The organism is Asticcacaulis sp. AC466 (assembly GCF_000495815.1).
Classification (GTDB): domain Bacteria; phylum Pseudomonadota; class Alphaproteobacteria; order Caulobacterales; family Caulobacteraceae; genus Asticcacaulis.
In genome coordinates, this window is record NZ_AWGE01000001.1 from 116174 (window position 1) to 132923 (window position 16750).

Genomic DNA, 16750 nt, shown 5'->3' on the forward strand with positions numbered 1-16750 from the left:
ATCAGAACGGCACATATCAGGCCTTTTTCGCCTGAACATTCATCAGTGATTTCATGCTGCCCAGTACGCCGATCATGCCATAGGCAAAGACGTACAGTAGGAAGTATTGCGCAACTGACTCGATGTGCTGGATGTCAGCCCACGCCGGCCGGCCGCCGGATACGACGGGCAGAAAAATGTTGAATGCCAGGACCAGGACCAAAGCGGCCGCGGCCTTCAGGGCGTATTTTTCGGGTCTTTTTTGCAATAGGCCGATGGCGATGGCCACGACCAGAATGGGCAAGGGATTGACGCTGCCTAGGGCCGCGCGAAAACCGTCGCTGACACTGATAAAAAATTGCCAGATATCGTTCATAGGGTATCCTTCATCTCGCTAAAAACAAGGGTACGCACTCCGCCGGGAACAGCGATACTCGCGCGTGCCGCTTAAGGGGGCGGACCGGCGCAACACAGGTAAAGGCAAGGTGGGCCATTGCGACGGCCCACCATCACCTTACCATGGTTAACGAAAAATCAAAAAACCATGCGGATTTCGGCGGATTATACCGTCTTATGGCTATTGGCCTTTGGCCCGATGAGAGAAAGGGTGAGCTTTATCAAGCCCATAATGCGGATCGTTACATAGGCGATCAACAGCAGCATCGCGATCTGTATCTGCACTTCCAACTGCAACACATCGGGCCAGATCGCCTGGTAACCTATGGCGCGCGGCAGCAGAGCAGTCACAATGACCGCCGGGATAACCGCAATGATCGCCAATATCCACGCAGGCATTCGACGTGACTGTATCATACCGAAAAAGAGCCCGAAAATGACTACCGGGACGGGGTTGAGCCCGATCAGGGCGGCCTGGGTCGAATCCCACATGGCCCAAAGGAACTGCGTAAAGTCGCCCATTGGCGGTCTCTTTCAAAAGCTGGTGTTCAGCCTGATTAAAACCAGCAAGTCTGAACCTCTTTTGAGGCAGTTGTTCACGCCCCGTTCATCGGCGCGCTTTGACCCGTCAGTCATAATGATGAGGCTGGGCCGATTTGTGTTTCCTGCAAAATGGAAATATCGAAGTATTGATCACAAATGTGTGCTGATGGGCGAATTGGGCTCGCTCATCAGGCGAAATTTATCGCCCGGTAGATCCGAAACCACCTTCACCCCGCACGGTAGTCTCCAATGCTTCCGGCGTTTCCCATACAATGCGCGCATGTTGGGCCACGACCATCTGGGCGATGCGGTCACCGCGGCGGATGACAAAATCTTCCGAACCGAGATTGACGAGGATGACGCCGACCTCTCCGCGATAATCGCTGTCGATCGTGCCGGGTGAATTCAGGCAGGTGATGCCGAATTTCAACGCCAGGCCGGATCGGGGACGCACCTGAACCTCATACCCTTGCGGTACGGACAGTTTCAAACCCGTCGGCACCAGGGCGCGGCCCATGGGTTTCAGCACCAGCTCTTCGCCTTCTGCAATAGCGGCTCTCAGGTCGAGACCCGCCGAACCGTCCGTTTCGTAGGCGGGCAGGGTCAGACCTGTCGCGTGGGGCAATTGGAGGACATGGGCGGTTACAGTCATGGGTGTCGCTTTCAGGAAGGAAGAGGGGAGTCAGGCCGGTCGGCCAAGGGTGTCAAGCCGCCTAACGATATAGGCGGAGAGAAAATCAGCGACATCAGCCTTGGTCGTGCCGGGAATGGGCGTGAAACCGTTGAGATCGACCAGGGTCGCGGCATTGCTGCCAGTGCCGAATACACCTTCGGACACATCATTGGCGACAATGGCGTCACAGCCCTTGGAGGCCAGCTTGGCCTTGGCGTAATCCTCCAGCTTTTGCGTCTCGGCGGCGAAACCGATGACCAGACGCGGCCGTAAATTCAGGTGCTTGGACACGGATTCGAGAATGTCGGGATTTTTCACGAAAACCACAGACAGTTCGTTGTCCGAGGTCTTTTTCTGCTTTTCCGAGGCGATGTCCCGGGCCCGCCAGTCGGCAACGGCGGCGACGCCGATAAAGACGTCGCACGGCAGGTGGGCGTGGGCGGCGGCGTACATCTCCTGCGCGGTTTCAACATCGACGCGCGTCACGCCCGGCGGTGTGGCCAGGGCAACGGGACCGGAAATCAGTGTCACCTCGGCGCCGTCACGCGCCAGCCTTTCGGCGATGGCATAGCCTTGCTTGCCGGAAGACCGGTTGGTCAGGCCGCGTACGGGATCGAGCGGTTCGAAGGTCGGGCCGGCCGTCAGCACGATCTTGTGCCCTTTGAGCGGGCCTTCGCCCCCACCGAGGTGCAGCCGAATGGCAGCCAGGATCGCTTCAGGCTCGCTCATGCGGCCCAGACCGTATTCGCCGCAGGCCATATCGCCCTCGTCCGGGCCGGTGAACAAAACGCCGTCGGCCCGAAGTGTCGCCAGGTTGCGCTGCGTGGCGGGGTGGTGCCACATGCGCACATTCATAGCCGGGGCCAGAAGTACGCGCTTGTCGGTGGCCAGCAAAAGCGTCGAGGCCAAATCGTCAGCCAGCCCGTTCGCCAGCTTCGACATCATATTGGCCGTGGCTGGTGCTACGACGACCAGATCGGCCTGACGCGACAGCATGATATGACCCATTTCAGTTTCATCGGTCAGGTCAAACAGGTCGGTATAGACCTTGTCACCCGACAGGGCGGCCGCCGTCAAAGGCGTGACGAAGGCCTGGGCCGCTCCGGTCAGGACGACACGAACCGCAATGCCCGATTTTTTGAGCAGGCGTATCAGCTCCAGCGATTTATAGGCCGCTATGCCGCCGCCGATGATCAGCAATACACGCGGTTGCGCCGTCATGCGGTCTCCTTTGCGAATTGCGCCGCTTGTGCCATAGGTAAGCAGACGGAAGCAAGGGGACAAGACGTGCGGGCGCTGTGGCCATTTTTATTGCTGCTGGGACTGGCGGCCTGTGATGCCGGACCGTCGGCGGTTTTGCCGGATGGTGCGGGCGCGGCGCCGAGTTCACAGGCCCAACCCGAAAAAGCACCCGCCTGGGCGCAAAAACCGGATCAGGCTGTATCCGCTTCGGCCGGGCCGGTAGAACAGGCGTCGATGCCTATCCCGGGCGAAGCGTCCTATGCCGGCGCCAAAGCGCCGCATCTGGGTGAACCGCTTCCCCTGCCCAAGGGACCGCGCGCAGACATTAGCGAAACACGGTACGGCGATTGGCCCCTATGGTCCAAGAACCGCAAATATTCGGCCGATGAAAACGCCCACTACCACTTCGAACGTCACGGGCCAGAGTTTTCGGCCAAGTCCTATTCCGACTACATGGCCATGGTGCATGGTTTCATACACAATCCACCGCCCGGCACTCAGACCCTGAAACGCAGCAATGGGGATACCTTGTTCTACGACCCGAAGGGCAATGTCTTCGCGGTCATGACCAAGGCGGGTGCGCCGCGAACCGTATTCAGACCGGACAACGGCACGGCCTATTGGCAAAAGCAGAAGCAGATCGAAAGTGAGCGCCGGACACCCCGCCGCGACAGTTTTGGGGCCGCCGATTAGGTCGCCTGGGTAGCGGCGGCGGTCATGGCGCGGTTTAACGCGGCCTGAAGGGCTTTCAGGTCGTAAGGCTTGGGCAATAGCTCGACACCCTCATTGGCCGCGTCGTGGCGGGCGACTTCGGGATAGCCGGTCGTCAGCAAAACGGGTAGGCCGGGCCGACGGTGATGAATTTCGCGCGCCAGTTCAATGCCGTTCATACCGCCCGGCATCATGATATCGGAAAAGACAATATCGACGGTCCGCCCGTTGGCCAGGGCGCCCAACGCCCCCTGCGCGCTGGCGGCGCGGGTGACATCGAAGCCGAGTTGCGCCAGCATTTCAGCCACCAGGGTGGATACCTCTTCGTCGTCTTCGACTAGCAGGACCTTGCCGCGCGGTCCGTTGAACGCGGTATCGAGGTTCACCGACACCCCCGTCTCCGCGGGGGCGGCATCGGCGCGCGGCAGATAGAGCGTGACGATCGTGCCCTGATCGACCACGCTTTCAATTTCGACGGCGCCACCCGACTGATGAGCGAAACCATAGACCTGTGGCAAGCCCAGGCCGGTTCCCTTGCCGACGTCCTTGGTGGTGAAAAATGGTTCGAAGACGCGCGCCAGCACGTCTTTCGTCATGCCAAAGCCGGTGTCCTCTACACCGAACTTGACAAAGTCACCTTCCTGGCCGTCGTGAGCCAGATGGACGTTTTCGGCCGAAATTGTAATGCACCCGCCATTGGGCATGGCATCGCGCGCATTGACGCATAAATTCAGCACCACCAGTTCCAGTTCTGACGGATCGGCGGTCACGGGCCACAGGTCACTTGGAAAAAGAGTTTCAATCTGGATATTGGCGCCGAGCGTCCGATCCAGCAATTCACGCATGCTGCCGACCTGATGCACAAGATCGACCGGCTCGGGCCGCAAGGCCTGGCGGCGCGAAAAGGCCAGTAGCTGCCGGGTCAAGGAGGCGCCGCGTTCGGCCGCCTGGCGCATACCGGCCTGGATGCGCTGGCGCTTGTCGGTGTCGGGCTGGCGCTCCAGTATGCTCAGGCCTCCGGTAATGACCATCAACAGGTTGTTGAAGTCATGAGCGATCCCACCGGTCAGTTGGCCGATGGCTTCGATTTTTTGGGATTGACGTAATTGTTCTTCCGCTTCGGCCAACCGTGCCTGATCGTGTAGCCGTTCAGTGACGTCGTAGACGAACTGATATGCGCCGATTACCTGCCCCTCCTTGTCGCGTAAGGGGTTGAATTTCATTTCGTAATAGCGCGGATCGGAGCTGTCTTCTCCGATCGGTTCGACCGCCGTGAACGGGGCACCGGACAAAGCCCGCCCCCAAATCTGGCGGACGGCGGCTTGCTGCTTCGGGTGGCCTGCCAGGGCATTCAACATATTATCACCGGCCGCGGGGCGGACACCGAAAATGCGTTCAAAAGCGTCGGCACTGGCTTTGTTGACGCTGAGCCAGTTGAAATCAAGATCGATGATCTGGATCATAGCGTCGGTCGATTCAACAATATCGGCCAATAGCTTGCGTTCGGCTACCGCGGCATTGACACGTTTTTCCAGGGTTTCGTTCAGTTCACGCAACTTTTCTTCGGCCTGTTTGCGCGCCGTGATATCGGCGGCCGTGCCGACAACGCGAACGCATACGCCCTCATCGTTGAAAATGCCCCGACCGCGTGACGATATCCATCTGATCACACCGTCATCGATACCGACGGTGCGGTATTCGGCGTCATAGGTGGCCCGGAGGGCCGGGTCGGTTGCAGCGGCGAACTTGGCGCGTGTCTCGTCGCGATCTTCCGGGTGCAGGCCTTCGATATAATGGTCGATGATCGCCGGCACGTCGGCGGACAGGCCGAACATCGCCTTGACGCGCGGCTGCCAGTATAGCTGGCCGCTAGTCAGATCGACATCCCATAGGCCAATGCCGGCCGCTTCCGTTGCCAGACGCAGCTGTTCCTCGGACCGTCGCAAGGCCTCCTCGGCCTTGTGTGCCTCCGTGACATCAAATCCTTCGCAAAATATACCAGAGATCGTGCCGGTATCGTCACGCATCGGCTCATAGATGAAATCGAGTATACGCACCGATTCCACAGCTTGCGGCCCGGCATGAAAGCGCACCGGAGTCGCCTTGAAAATCAGGCGTTCCCCGCTGGTATAGACATGGTCCATGGCTTCGTAAAAGCCTTGTCCCGCGATGTCGGGGAAGGCCTCGCGCAAGGGCTTGCCGACCCAATCGTGGCTATTGAACAACTGGCGGTGGGCATTGTTGACGAACTCGAAAACGTGCGATGGGCCCTGCATGATGCAGACAAAGCTGGGCGCCTGCTCGAACATGCTGCGCAGGCGTGCCATTTCAGCCGAACGCTTCCGCTCGGCCAGAACGGTTTGCGTCGTTTCCGATACCAGAACCAGCACGCCACCGACGCGGTTCGGCGCACTGTCCTCATCGATCGGCGAATAGCTGTATGTCCACCATGTATTTTCACGCCTGCCGTCGCGTGTCAGCGGGATAAGGTCGTTTTCATGCCAGGTAGCGCCATTACCCGCCATGACCTGAGCAACCTGCGGGCCGATAATGTGCCAGATTTCCTCCCACACCATGGCGCCTCGGTTGCCAAGGGCGATAGCGTGCCGCTCGCGCCCCAGCAACTGGCGATATCCATCATTATACAGACAGATCGCATCAGGACCCCAGAACAGAAAGACGGGATGACGCGTATTCAGCATCAGCCGGACGCAGGTGCGCAGGGATTGCGGCCACGCCTGCGGAGGGCCTAAGGGCGTGGTGGTCCAGTCCTTGGCGCGCATCAGCGTTGCCATTTCGCCCTCGCCGGCCAGGAAAGCCAATTCGGACGTCTGTTCGCTTTCGGGTGCCGTCTGAGTCATTCAGCCCTCGTTGTCACGACCGAACGATAAGACGCTTAAGTTAAGCTGTAAATTAACAAACGGGATCGGCGCGGAATTGTTACCGCACGGCCATCCAGACGAGCACCGCCAGTGACAGAACGGAAACGACGAGAGCGACCATGCCGAAAGTGCGTCCCTGGCGAGCGACAATCTGAAGCGTTGCGATATCAACAACGGCTCTCGACCTTACCTCTTCCTCGTCGTCCGTACGCAGGCGGCTGACCAGCTTTTCGAAGATGCGCCGGGCCTCGACGACGGGCGACAGTTCACGTGAAATCCAGTCCTTGACCACCGGGCGGGCGGCTTCCCACAGGTTATGCTCAGGGTAAATGCGTCGTGCGACCCCTTCGACGCTGACCATGGTCTTTTGCAGCAGGACCAGTTCCGGACGCAGATGCATGTCGAACTGCGCAGTGATTTCGAACAGCTGAGTCAGAAGGCGGCCCATCGATACTTCGGTTGCCTTCTGACCGAGGACGGGTTCCCCGACGGCGCGCAGGGCCTGGGCGAAACTGTCGACATTGTGTGTGCGTGGCACGTAACCGGCTTCGAAATGCACCTCGGCGACGCGCTTATAGTCACGACGTAGGAAGCCCCACAGCATCTCGGCCAGATAGCGGCGCTCTTTGGGCCGCAGACGGCCTATGATGCCGAAATCGATGGCGGTCAGACGGGCCGGAGCTGCGATGAACAGGTTGCCTTCGTGCAGGTCGGCGTGAAAAGCGCCGTGGTCCAGCGCCTGGCTGAGGAAGGCCCGGATCAGGTTGTCGGCGACCTCCTTGTGATCGAGGCCGGGCAGGGTGAGGGCTTCGGGACGCGACAGCGGGGTGCCGTCGGCCCATTCCGTTACCAGAACGCGGCGGGCCACCTGATGCCAGACGACTTTCGGCGCGCGCATCCATGGTTCGGCATTGATGATCTTGCCGATTTCGTCACACGCCGAGGCCTCCAGCCTGAGGTCGAGTTCGAGCAGCAACGACTGCGCCACCGCGCCGACAAAGGCGACTGGCTCCAGACGTCGCGCTGACGGGAAGGCAAAGGCGACGATACGCGCCGCTAGGCTCATCATGGCGATATCGGCAGCAACCACCGCCTCTATGTCCGGGCGGAGAATCTTCACGGCGACCTTGCGGCCGTCGAGCAAGACGGCTTCGTGCGCCTGGGCGATAGACGCCGAGCCAATGACCTCGCCAAAATGCGAGAATATCTGGTCCACGGGCTTGCCTAGCGCCTCTATGACGCTGGCTTCGGCGACCGCGTGCGAAAATGGCGGCAGATTATCCTTGAGATGCGCCAGGTCGGTAATGAACGCCTGACCGAAGATGTCGCCGCGCGTTGACAGCACCTGACCGAGCTTGATGAACGCGGGGCCAAGGTGTTGGAAGGCGACGGCGTAGCGTTCGCCCGGGCGCAGTTTCGTTTTCTTGGCAAACAGGCTGCGCAGGATGGCGGCAAGGGCGCGCGGCAAGGGCGGCAGCAGGTGCGCCGTTTCTTCCGGCAGCAGGGCGTCGTAACGCAACAGGATAAATCCCGTGCGGAACATGCGCATCCATGTACTGAGAGACGCCAATAACCTACGCCCAGCCCTCATGCAGGGCACAGACCCCACCGGTGAAATTGGTGTAACGGGCGCGTTTGAAGCCGGCCGTTTCCATCATGTCCCTGAACCGGTCCTGATCAGGGAAGCGCTGAATGCTTTCGACCAGGTACTGATAGCTATCGCGGTCCTGGGCAACCAATTGGCCCATGAATGGAATGACCTTGAACGAATAGGTTTCATAGATTTTCGCAATTACTGAAGAGGTCGGGTGCGAGAACTCCAGACAGAAGAAACGTCCACCCGGCTTGAGCACGCGGCGGGCTTCGTTGAGCGCAACCTGGACGTCGGCCACATTGCGAATGCCAAACGAAATGATGTAGGCGTCGACGGACTTGTCCGCGATGGCGAGGTTCATGGCGTCGCCGACCGACCAGGTGATCTCCGGCTCGTCGAGATGCCGTTTCGCCGATTTTTCGCGACCGGCCATGATCATGGCTTCGTTATAGTCGATGATGCGGATCTCGGCGTCGCGGGCCTCGTACCCGCGCGCGATACGCCGGGCCTTGGCGGCGCGCGCCAGCTTGGCCAGTCGGCGCGCGATGTCACCGGTGCCGCCGGCGCAGTCGATGATGATCTCACCCGGTTGCGGATTGAGGCGGGCGCAGGCGGCATCCTTCCAGACATGATGGACGCCACCGGACATGACGTCGTTCATGAGGTCGTACTTGTCGGCGACATTGCGGAAGACGTCGTGGACCATCGCGACTTTTTCGCGGGCGTCGACATCCTTGAAACCAAAAGGGGAGGTGGCTTGCTGGGTCATGGGCGCGTTGTAGCCCGAAACCGGTGCCTTTGCGAAGTGGAAATATGGCTGGGTCGCGGGCAAAATGTCGCGTTGTGGCGGCGGTTAGGCCTACATCTTCCCATCCGCCTTGTCTGCCGTACGGCGGAAAGGTCCCTTATAACCGGGCAAGGTGCGGCGGCGGCGATCGGGACCGACATAGGTGGACGACTTGACCCATCCGCGTTCATTGTTGATCACGCTCTTCAGCCGGTCGATCAGCGCGCGGGCGGTCAATGGCTTGGCGACAATTTCATTGACGCCAGCATCCCGGGCCTCCAGCACGCGCCGGCGATCGGTATGGCCGGTCATCATGATAATGGGTACATAAGGATGAGAGCTGTCGGTACCGCGACGAATCAGACGGGTGAATTCAATGCCGTCGATGGTTTCCATGACAAGGTCGAGAATGATGACGTCGGGGCGCCAGTCGCGAACGATTTCGAGGGCTTCCGCCCCGTCAGAAGCTTCGCGTATCAGGGTGATGCCAATGGCACGCAACATCGTGCAGACAATCACCCGCATGTAGTGGTTATCGTCTACTACAAGCACCATTACGCGTGCAAACTGACTCAATTGCAATCGTCTCCTTTACCGTTTCCGCGTTCTACATTGGCCGAAAATGGTAATATACTATAGGCGTCGTTCGGCGGGTGTGTCCGCTTTATAAAATCACTAGCCTTATTTGCAGATTTGACAAAACAAAGATTGATCTTTGCGCAATTCATGCTTTGAGTCGTCCATCAAAGAAAATTCAGGGTGTCGAAGCACCCTGGTCGCGACGGGGGACTCACCATGATCGACTGGCACAACCGAACTCTTATCGCGGGCGCCGCCGCGGTTTTGATTGCGGGCTTCGGGATTGGCTTTCTGACCGATCATGCCCTGAGCAGCAATGCGCGCGAAAAGACCGCCGCCGCCGCAGGTGAGATTGGAAAGCCTGCGACCGGCCTGTTCGGCAAGGTCCGTGACAAAAACGCGCCGCGCGCCGGTGATCGTAAGCCGGATGGGTTCGACGTCTGGAAACAAACCCTCGACACGTCCGGCGCATCGCCCAAGGCGTGCGTGCAGTTCTCAAAGCCGCTCGATGCCAGCAAGCCCTATGGCGATTACGTTGTCGTGTCGCCAGCCCTGCCGTCGGCGCCCGCCATTGCCGTGAAGAATGACACGCTTTGCGTATCGGGCTTCGGTTTCAATGATCGCCGCATTACCCTTCTGAAGGGGCTGCCCGGCAAGGGCAGCGAACAGTTGAAGGAAAATCGCGACCTCGATTTCAGCTTCGGAGAAAAGCCGCCCTATGTCGGCTTTGCCGGTAACGGCGTCATCCTGCCGCGCGAAGAAGCCGATGGTGTGGCCGTTGAGACTGTCAATGTCTCAGCTCTGGCGTTCGAAGTCTGGCACGTTTCCGATCGCAACCTGGTGCGCAAGCAGGTTTCCGCGCCCGACCCGGTGGCCGAAGGCGAATATGATTACGGCTATGGCGACGATTCCGCCGATGATATCGGCGTCAAGATCTGGACCGGCAAGGTGGCGGTCAAGTCCGGCAACGGCGATCGTGTCACGACCGTTTTCCCACTCGGCGCAGTTCTGAAGACCCTGAAACCGGGTGCCTATGTCGTCAAGGTGCGCGACGCCTCCGGCGGGCGTGACAAAAATGAAAGCGATGAGCCGGCAAAGGCGCGCCGGTGGATACTGTACACCGACATGGCCCTGACTACCTACAAGGGTCAGAATGGTCTCGACGTCGTGGCGCGGTCGTTGAAAACCGCCAAGCCCCTGTCCGGCGTCAAGGTCGATCTGGTCGCCAGCAATGGCGATGTTCTGGGCGAAGCCCGTACCGACGTTGATGGCCGCGCCACGTTCGGTGGCGCGCTGCTGAAAGGCAAGGATGCCCTGACAGCCAAGATGGTCATGGCCTATGGCGCCAATGACGATTTTACAGCCAGCGAACTCGATCGTTCGCCCATGGATTTGACATCCCACAATGTCGGCGGTCGCGATACGGGCGGCGAAAAGGGCGACGGCCGGGCGAATGCGTCGGGCGTCGATAGCTATATGTACGCTGACCGCGGCATCTACCGTCCCGGCGAGAGCGTGCACCTGGTGGCCATGATCCGCGATCCGGAAGGCCGCGTCATCAAGGACCGGAAGGGCGTCATCGTTATTTCGCGCCCATCAGGCGTGGAAGCCTTCCGCCTGCATTTCGACAAAACGCCGATGGGTTATGCGGGCGCCAATGTCACCCTGCCGAAATCCGCACCGCGCGGCCAATGGTCGGCACGCGTCGAATTGACCGGCATGGATCAACCGGCAGGTTCGACCTCATTCGCCGTTGAAGATTTCGCTCCGCAACGCCTTGGCGTCGATATCAAGGCGGACGCCCAGCGCCCCATGTTGTCGCCCACGGAAACGCGTCCCGTCACCGTCAATGCCCGCTATCTCTATGGCGCCATTGGCGCAGGCTTGCAGGTGACCGGAGAGGCGCGCATCCGTGCCGATGGCAACCCGTTCCCGGCTTTTAACGAATATCGCTTCGGGGATGAAACCAAGCCGTATGAAGAAAAATACGTCGATTTGCCCGGCACGACGACCGATGGTCAAGGCAATGCGCTGTTCCCGTTCCAGGCCTCCCTGGCCGGCGACACGACTCAGCCCCTGACGGTGCTGCTGACGGCGTCGGTGTTCGAACCGGGCGGGCGGCCCGTGCGGGAAAGCCAGACTCTGCGGATCAAGACGGCGCCGCTCTATCTCGGCGTCAAGGTGGACCAGAAGGACCGCAACTGGCGCGATGCGCCGCGCATGGCCTTCAACATTATCGGCCTGACGCCCCAGGGCCAGAAGACCGCCGCCAAGGGCGTGGTGGTCAAGCTGATTTCGGAAGTCTGGGACTATGACTGGTACATTTCCGGCGGGAAGTGGAATTGGCGCTCGACCCATCGCGACGTCGTGGTCTCCACCAAGACCTACGACCTGAATGCCAATACCGGCGCTTCGTTCGAGCGCAATCTCGACTGGGGCGATTATCGTCTGGAAGTCGAATTGCCTGGACAGGCTCGCACTGTGACGCGCTTCTCCTCCGGCTGGGGATCGACGCAAAAGGGCACGGACGCGCCAGATTTCGTTCGCCTGACGACGGGTAGTAAAACCTATAACCAGGGCGACACTATCGAACTGACCCTGAAAGGTCCGTACAAGGGCGAAGCCCAGATCGCGGTGGCGACCGATCACCTCATCGACCTGAAGACCGTATCGGTCGGCGAGAACGGCACGACGGTGCGCCTGAAATCCTCGGCGGCCTGGGGCGGCGGCGCCTACATCATGGTCAGCGTCATGCAGCCGCGCGATCCGGTGACGTCGTCCAAGCCTCGCCGCGCCATCGGCCTCATCTATGTGCCGCTCGATCCGAAGTCGCGCAAGCTGGGCGTCAAGGTTCTGGCCTCCGACCAGCCGCAGCGCCCGCAGGTTGACAAGAACGGCAACGGTTTCATCGACGTGCCGATCCAGATTAGCGGCGTCAAGATCGGCGATCGCGCCAAGGTCAGCGTCGCCGTGGTCGATCAGGGTATCCTCAACCTGACCAAGTTCAAGTCGCCCGATCCGGTCGATTGGTACTTCGGCAAGCGTGCGCTGGGCGTTGATTACAACGATGATTACGGCCGTCTGCTCGACCCCAATCTCGGTGCGGCGGCGCCGACCTTCGGGGGTGACCAGTTGGGTGGCGAAGGCCTGACAACCACGCCCATCCGCACCATCGCTCTGTGGTCTGGGGTGGTTCAGACCGGCCTGGATGGCAAGGCCTATATCCGCCTGCCGATTCAGAAGTTCAATGGCGAATTGCGCGTCATGGCCGTCGCCTGGACCGACGATGCCGTTGGCAAGGCCGACAGCCGGATGATTATCCGTGAGCCGGTGGTGGCCGATCTGGCCCTGCCGCGCTTCCTGGCCCCCGGAGATACCGCCTTCGCTACCTTGCAGCTGGACAATACGGACGGCAAGCCGGGGCTTTACAAGGCCGTGGTCAAGGGCCTGCAAGGTCTGATCCTGGCGTTTGAAAAGGCGTTCAATCTCAACAGGGGCCAGGGCGCGATTGAGACCATTCCGATGACCGCACCCAATCGGACCGGCATTTCCACGGTTCAGATCGGCCTGAACGGTCAGGGCTACGTCTTCAATGACAGCTTCCAGATTCAGACCCGAAATGGTTGGGGGCCGCAAACCCGCGTCATGACCGCGTCGCAGAAGGTCAATGAAGTCTGGACGCCTGACAGCGCCCTGCTGGCAGGGCTCCAGCCGGGGTCCGCCACGGTAGAGGTCAGCTACTCACCCTTCCGCAACATCGATCCGGCTCCTCTGGCTGCTAATCTCAGTAAATATCCCTATGGCTGCACCGAACAGGTGACGTCGGCGGCCATGCCGTGGCTGTTCGTGTCGGAATCGCTGGTAGGCAAGACAGCCGCCGGTCCGGCTCAGGCCGCATTGAAACAGGCCGCAGACAAGATCCTCGATCGCCAGTCGCAGGATGGCGCCTTCGGCCTGTGGCGGCCCGGCGATGGTAATGCCGATGGCTTTGTCGGCGCCTATGCCACCGACTTCCTGCTCGAAGCCAAGGCCCGTGGCGTTTATGTGCCTCAGGAGGCCATCGACAAATCGCTCAATGCCATGCGCCAGATGTCACGTCCGGACGGTTATGCCAGCGTCAACTATCGCCTCAGCGTCCCGTCCAGTTGGAACTGGTTCGGCGTGTCCGGCGAACAATTGACCAAGCAACTGCGTTCGCGTGCCTCGGCCTATTCGCTGTACGTCCTGGCCAAGGCCCATTCGGGCGACCTGGCGCGGCTGCGCTGGTATCGTGACGTTCAGTTCCGTGAGGAAAAATCGCCTCTGGCCCGTGCCCAGATTGCGGCCGGCCTGGTCATGATGGGGGATCGTTCGCGCGGTCGCCTGGCGTTCAACGAAGCAATCCAGGCGCTCGGCTACTCAGATCCGAACGATTGGTACCAGACGCCGCTGCGTGATCTGGCCGGCATCATCGCATTGGCTTACGAAGTCGGTGAAGGCGATATTGCCCGCTCACTCATCCCGCGTCTGGAAAATGCCATGAAAAGCCCGTCGCAGATGAACACCATCGAAAGCGCCTATGTGCTAAAGGCGGCCTCCTACATGATGAAGGCTGCCGGCGCGACCAAGATCGACGCCCAAGGCGTGAGCGTTTTGCCGAGCAGCCTCAATGTCCAGCGTTACGGCATTGGGCAATTGGCGGCGGCACGCCTGAAGAACGGCGGATCGGGTCCGATCTGGCGGACGGTGACGGTGATCGGTACGCCGATCGCGGCGCCGGGCGCAGAATCGCATGGAATATCGCTGGTCAAGACCTTCTATAACCTGGACGGCTCGCGTCTCGATCCGTCGCACCTGACTCAGGGGCAGAAGGTTTTGGTGGTCATTTCCGGTCGCTCGGATCGGGCGGAACTGCGGCCCATCGTCGTTGACGATCCGTTGCCTGCCGGTTTCGAAATCGAATCGACCCTGACCAATGAAGATGCGAAGAATGGTCCGTTCCGCTTCGTCGGCACCTTGACCGATCTGAAGGTGTCGGAAGCGCGCGACGACCGCTTCATCGCGGCGCTGGATGTTACGGCTTCGAACAGCTTTAGCATGGCCTATATCGCCCGCGCGGTGACGCAAGGCGACTTCTACCTGCCGGGCGCGGAAGCGAAGGACTTCTATCGTCCGGAAACCTACGGCCGCACCCAGGGTGGCCGCATGGTCATCGGCGCGCGCTAACCCGCCCGCCCCCTCACCCAACCCTCTCCCGCGTTCGGGAGAGGGGGAAGACATGCGATTGTGTTCAGGCTTAAGACTATCCATTCAGAAAAACTGATTGCCCCGCTCGTCAAGGTCCTGATCGGTGTGCTGGGGGTTCAACTCATCATCGCGGCGCTGAATCTGGTTTTTCCGCCGGATATGTCGCGGGCGATGACGGCCTCCGCTGTGGCGCTCGACCGCAACGGGGCCTGGTTGCGCGCCCTTCCGGTGGATGATGGACGCTGGCGCATCCGCGCCGATCTGCAACGTACTGACCCGACCTTTCTGCGTCATGTGATCCGTGTCGAGGACGAACGTTTTTACTGGCACCCCGGCGTCGATGCCACCTCGGTTGTAAGGGCGCTTTTGTCCAATCTGCACGCAGGCAATATCGTCTCCGGCGGATCGACCATCACCATGCAGACGGCGCGCCTGCTCAGCCCGCATCCGCGTAGCTACGGCAACAAGCTGGTCGAAGCCCTGCGCGCAGTTCAGCTTGAGATGCGATATTCAAAATCGGATATCCTGGCCATGTACCTGACGCTCGCCCCCTATGGCGGGAACCTCGAAGGCGTGCGCGCCGCATCGCTCAGCTATTTCGGCCATGAACCGCAAAGCCTGACCCTGGGCGAGCAGGCCCTGCTGATTTCCCTGCCTCAGGCGCCGGAAGCGCGCCGGCCGGACCGTCATCCGAAAACAGCGATGAGTGCCCGAAACCTGATTTTGCAGCGTATGGCCACCGCCAATATTATCGGCACAGCCCAGGCGCGTGAAGCGGCGAGTGAGCCCATGGTGACGTCGCGTTTTGTCTTTCCGACATTGGCCTGGCACACCGCAGGGCGGCTGGCGCGGTCGGCCCGTGGGCTCCAGGCGACAGTGGTGACAACGATCGACGCCAATCTGCAAACCCGTCTGGAAGCCATGGCCGCGGCGACGGCGAAACAGCAGGGGCCTAACTCGTCGGTGGCCATCATTGTGGTCGATATCAAGACGCGTGGTGTGCGGGCGAGTGTTGGCGGCGGCGGATTGGACCGGCCCGGCGGTTGGGTGGATATGTCGCGCGCTTTGCGCTCGCCCGGTTCGGCGCTCAAGCCCTTTATCTACGGCTTCGCGTTCGAAGATGGCGTGGTGGCGCCCGACACCCGCCTGATGGATGCGCCGACACGCTTTGGCGACTATCAGCCAGAAGACTTCGACCGGGTTTTCCACGGCGAGGTGTCGGTGAAGGAGGCGCTGATCAATTCGCTGAACGTGCCAGCGGTCGCGGTGCTCAACCGTATCGGGCCGGAAGCGTTCCAGGGGCGCCTTGAGGCTGTCGGTGTGAAGCTGGTCGTGCCAAAATCGGGCCTGAAAGAATCCGGCCTGGCCCTGGCGCTGGGCGGGGAGGGCATTCATCTCAACGACCTGGCTGCTCTCTATGCGGCCTTGGGTGACCACGGGCTGGCGCGACCGCTGGCCTATACGGTCGGCGAAGAACAGACCTCAGGCGGCCAGCGCCTCATGCGTCCGGAAGCCGCCGACCGGGTTATATCGATTTTACGCGAAACGCCCCCGCCGGAAGGCCGCCTGCCAGGGCCCCTGATGAAAAACGCCAATCGACCGGCTTTCAAGACCGGAACGTCTTACGGTTACCGCGATGCCCTGGCGGTCGGGGTGGCGGGGGGCTATGCGGTGCTGGTGTGGACTGGGCGCCCGGATGGCGGCGCGCGCGCCGATCAGACAGGCCGTGAAGCCGCGGCGCCCCTGCTGTTCGACGTCTTTGACCAGTTGCAGGCACCAAGCCAGGTGCCTCAGGCGATAGATCCTGCCGGCGCACCGCGCGGCCTCAAAATGCTTGGCACGCCGGAATCGAAAGCCTCGATCCTCTTCCCGCCGAACAATGCCACCGTCTATGTTGAGGTCCGGGACGACAAGGCGGCCCTGACCGTCACCCGCCCGCTTAAGCTGTCGGCCCGCGGGCTACGGCCTGTCGAATGGTACGTCAATGGCCAGCCCCTGAAACTGGATGCCAATGGCGAGTACAGCTGGTCGCCGCCGACGGAAGGATTTTTTGACCTGAGCGTCATCGATGCGGCGGGTCACGAGGATCGCAGCCATGTTCGTGTCAAGGCGATCAAGGGCGATATCCGCTAAAACCC

11 protein-coding genes are annotated in these 16750 nt (G+C 60.7%); 3 read left to right on the forward strand and 8 right to left on the reverse strand.

Going from position 1 to position 16750, the window contains the following annotated elements; all coding sequences use genetic code 11:
- Window positions 1–16: 16 nt before the first annotated feature.
- From AEAC466_RS23635 to coaBC, 4 genes are all read right to left on the reverse strand, one after another.
- On the reverse strand, window positions 17–355 hold the full coding sequence (locus AEAC466_RS23635) for a hypothetical protein (protein WP_023456159.1): 339 nt from the start codon (window positions 353–355) through the stop codon (window positions 17–19).
- Between the two features lie 185 nt (window positions 356–540).
- Window positions 541–897, reverse strand: coding sequence for a hypothetical protein (locus AEAC466_RS23640; protein WP_023456160.1), 357 nt, complete (start codon window positions 895–897; stop codon window positions 541–543).
- Window positions 898–1117: 220 nt separating this feature from the next.
- A complete protein-coding gene (dut, locus tag AEAC466_RS23645) occupies window positions 1118–1570 on the reverse strand; it encodes a dUTP diphosphatase (protein ID WP_023456161.1) in 453 nt (150 codons plus the stop codon).
- A 30-nt stretch (window positions 1571–1600) separates the two neighbouring features.
- Window positions 1601–2812 carry a bifunctional phosphopantothenoylcysteine decarboxylase/phosphopantothenate--cysteine ligase CoaBC gene (coaBC, locus tag AEAC466_RS23650; RefSeq protein ID WP_023456162.1) on the reverse strand — a complete coding sequence of 404 codons (1212 nt, stop codon included), beginning with the start codon at window positions 2810–2812 and terminating at the stop codon, window positions 1601–1603.
- Between the two features lie 66 nt (window positions 2813–2878).
- On the opposite strand from coaBC, the gene AEAC466_RS23655 reads away from it, so the two are divergent.
- Window positions 2879–3526 (forward strand): hypothetical protein, encoded by a 648-nt coding sequence (locus tag AEAC466_RS23655; RefSeq protein ID WP_031237961.1) that lies wholly within the window; start codon window positions 2879–2881, stop codon window positions 3524–3526.
- Here AEAC466_RS23655 and AEAC466_RS43520 read toward each other — a convergent pair.
- From AEAC466_RS43520 to AEAC466_RS23675, 4 genes are all read right to left on the reverse strand, one after another.
- On the reverse strand, window positions 3523–6405 hold the full coding sequence (locus AEAC466_RS43520) for a PAS domain-containing protein (protein WP_023456164.1): 2883 nt from the start codon (window positions 6403–6405) through the stop codon (window positions 3523–3525). The two genes, AEAC466_RS23655 and AEAC466_RS43520, sit on opposite strands and share 4 nt — an antisense overlap.
- A 79-nt stretch (window positions 6406–6484) precedes the next feature.
- A complete protein-coding gene (gene ubiB, locus AEAC466_RS23665) occupies window positions 6485–7996 on the reverse strand; it encodes a 2-polyprenylphenol 6-hydroxylase (protein ID WP_369794463.1) in 1512 nt (503 codons plus the stop codon).
- A gap of 4 nt (window positions 7997–8000) precedes the next feature.
- A complete protein-coding gene (locus tag AEAC466_RS23670; RefSeq protein ID WP_023456166.1) occupies window positions 8001–8789 on the reverse strand; it encodes a class I SAM-dependent methyltransferase in 789 nt (262 codons plus the stop codon).
- Between the two features lie 90 nt (window positions 8790–8879).
- Window positions 8880–9383, reverse strand: a complete 504-nt coding sequence (locus AEAC466_RS23675; RefSeq protein WP_235074043.1) for a response regulator — start codon at window positions 9381–9383, stop codon at window positions 8880–8882.
- Between the two features lie 183 nt (window positions 9384–9566).
- Here AEAC466_RS23675 and AEAC466_RS23680 point away from each other — a divergent pair, with 183 nt between their 5' ends.
- Window positions 9567–14591, forward strand: coding sequence for an alpha-2-macroglobulin family protein (locus AEAC466_RS23680; protein ID WP_235074052.1), 5025 nt, complete (start codon window positions 9567–9569; stop codon window positions 14589–14591).
- Between the two features lie 60 nt (window positions 14592–14651).
- A complete protein-coding gene (pbpC, locus tag AEAC466_RS23685; protein WP_023456169.1) occupies window positions 14652–16745 on the forward strand; it encodes a penicillin-binding protein 1C in 2094 nt (697 codons plus the stop codon).
- Window positions 16746–16750 lie beyond the last annotated feature (5 nt).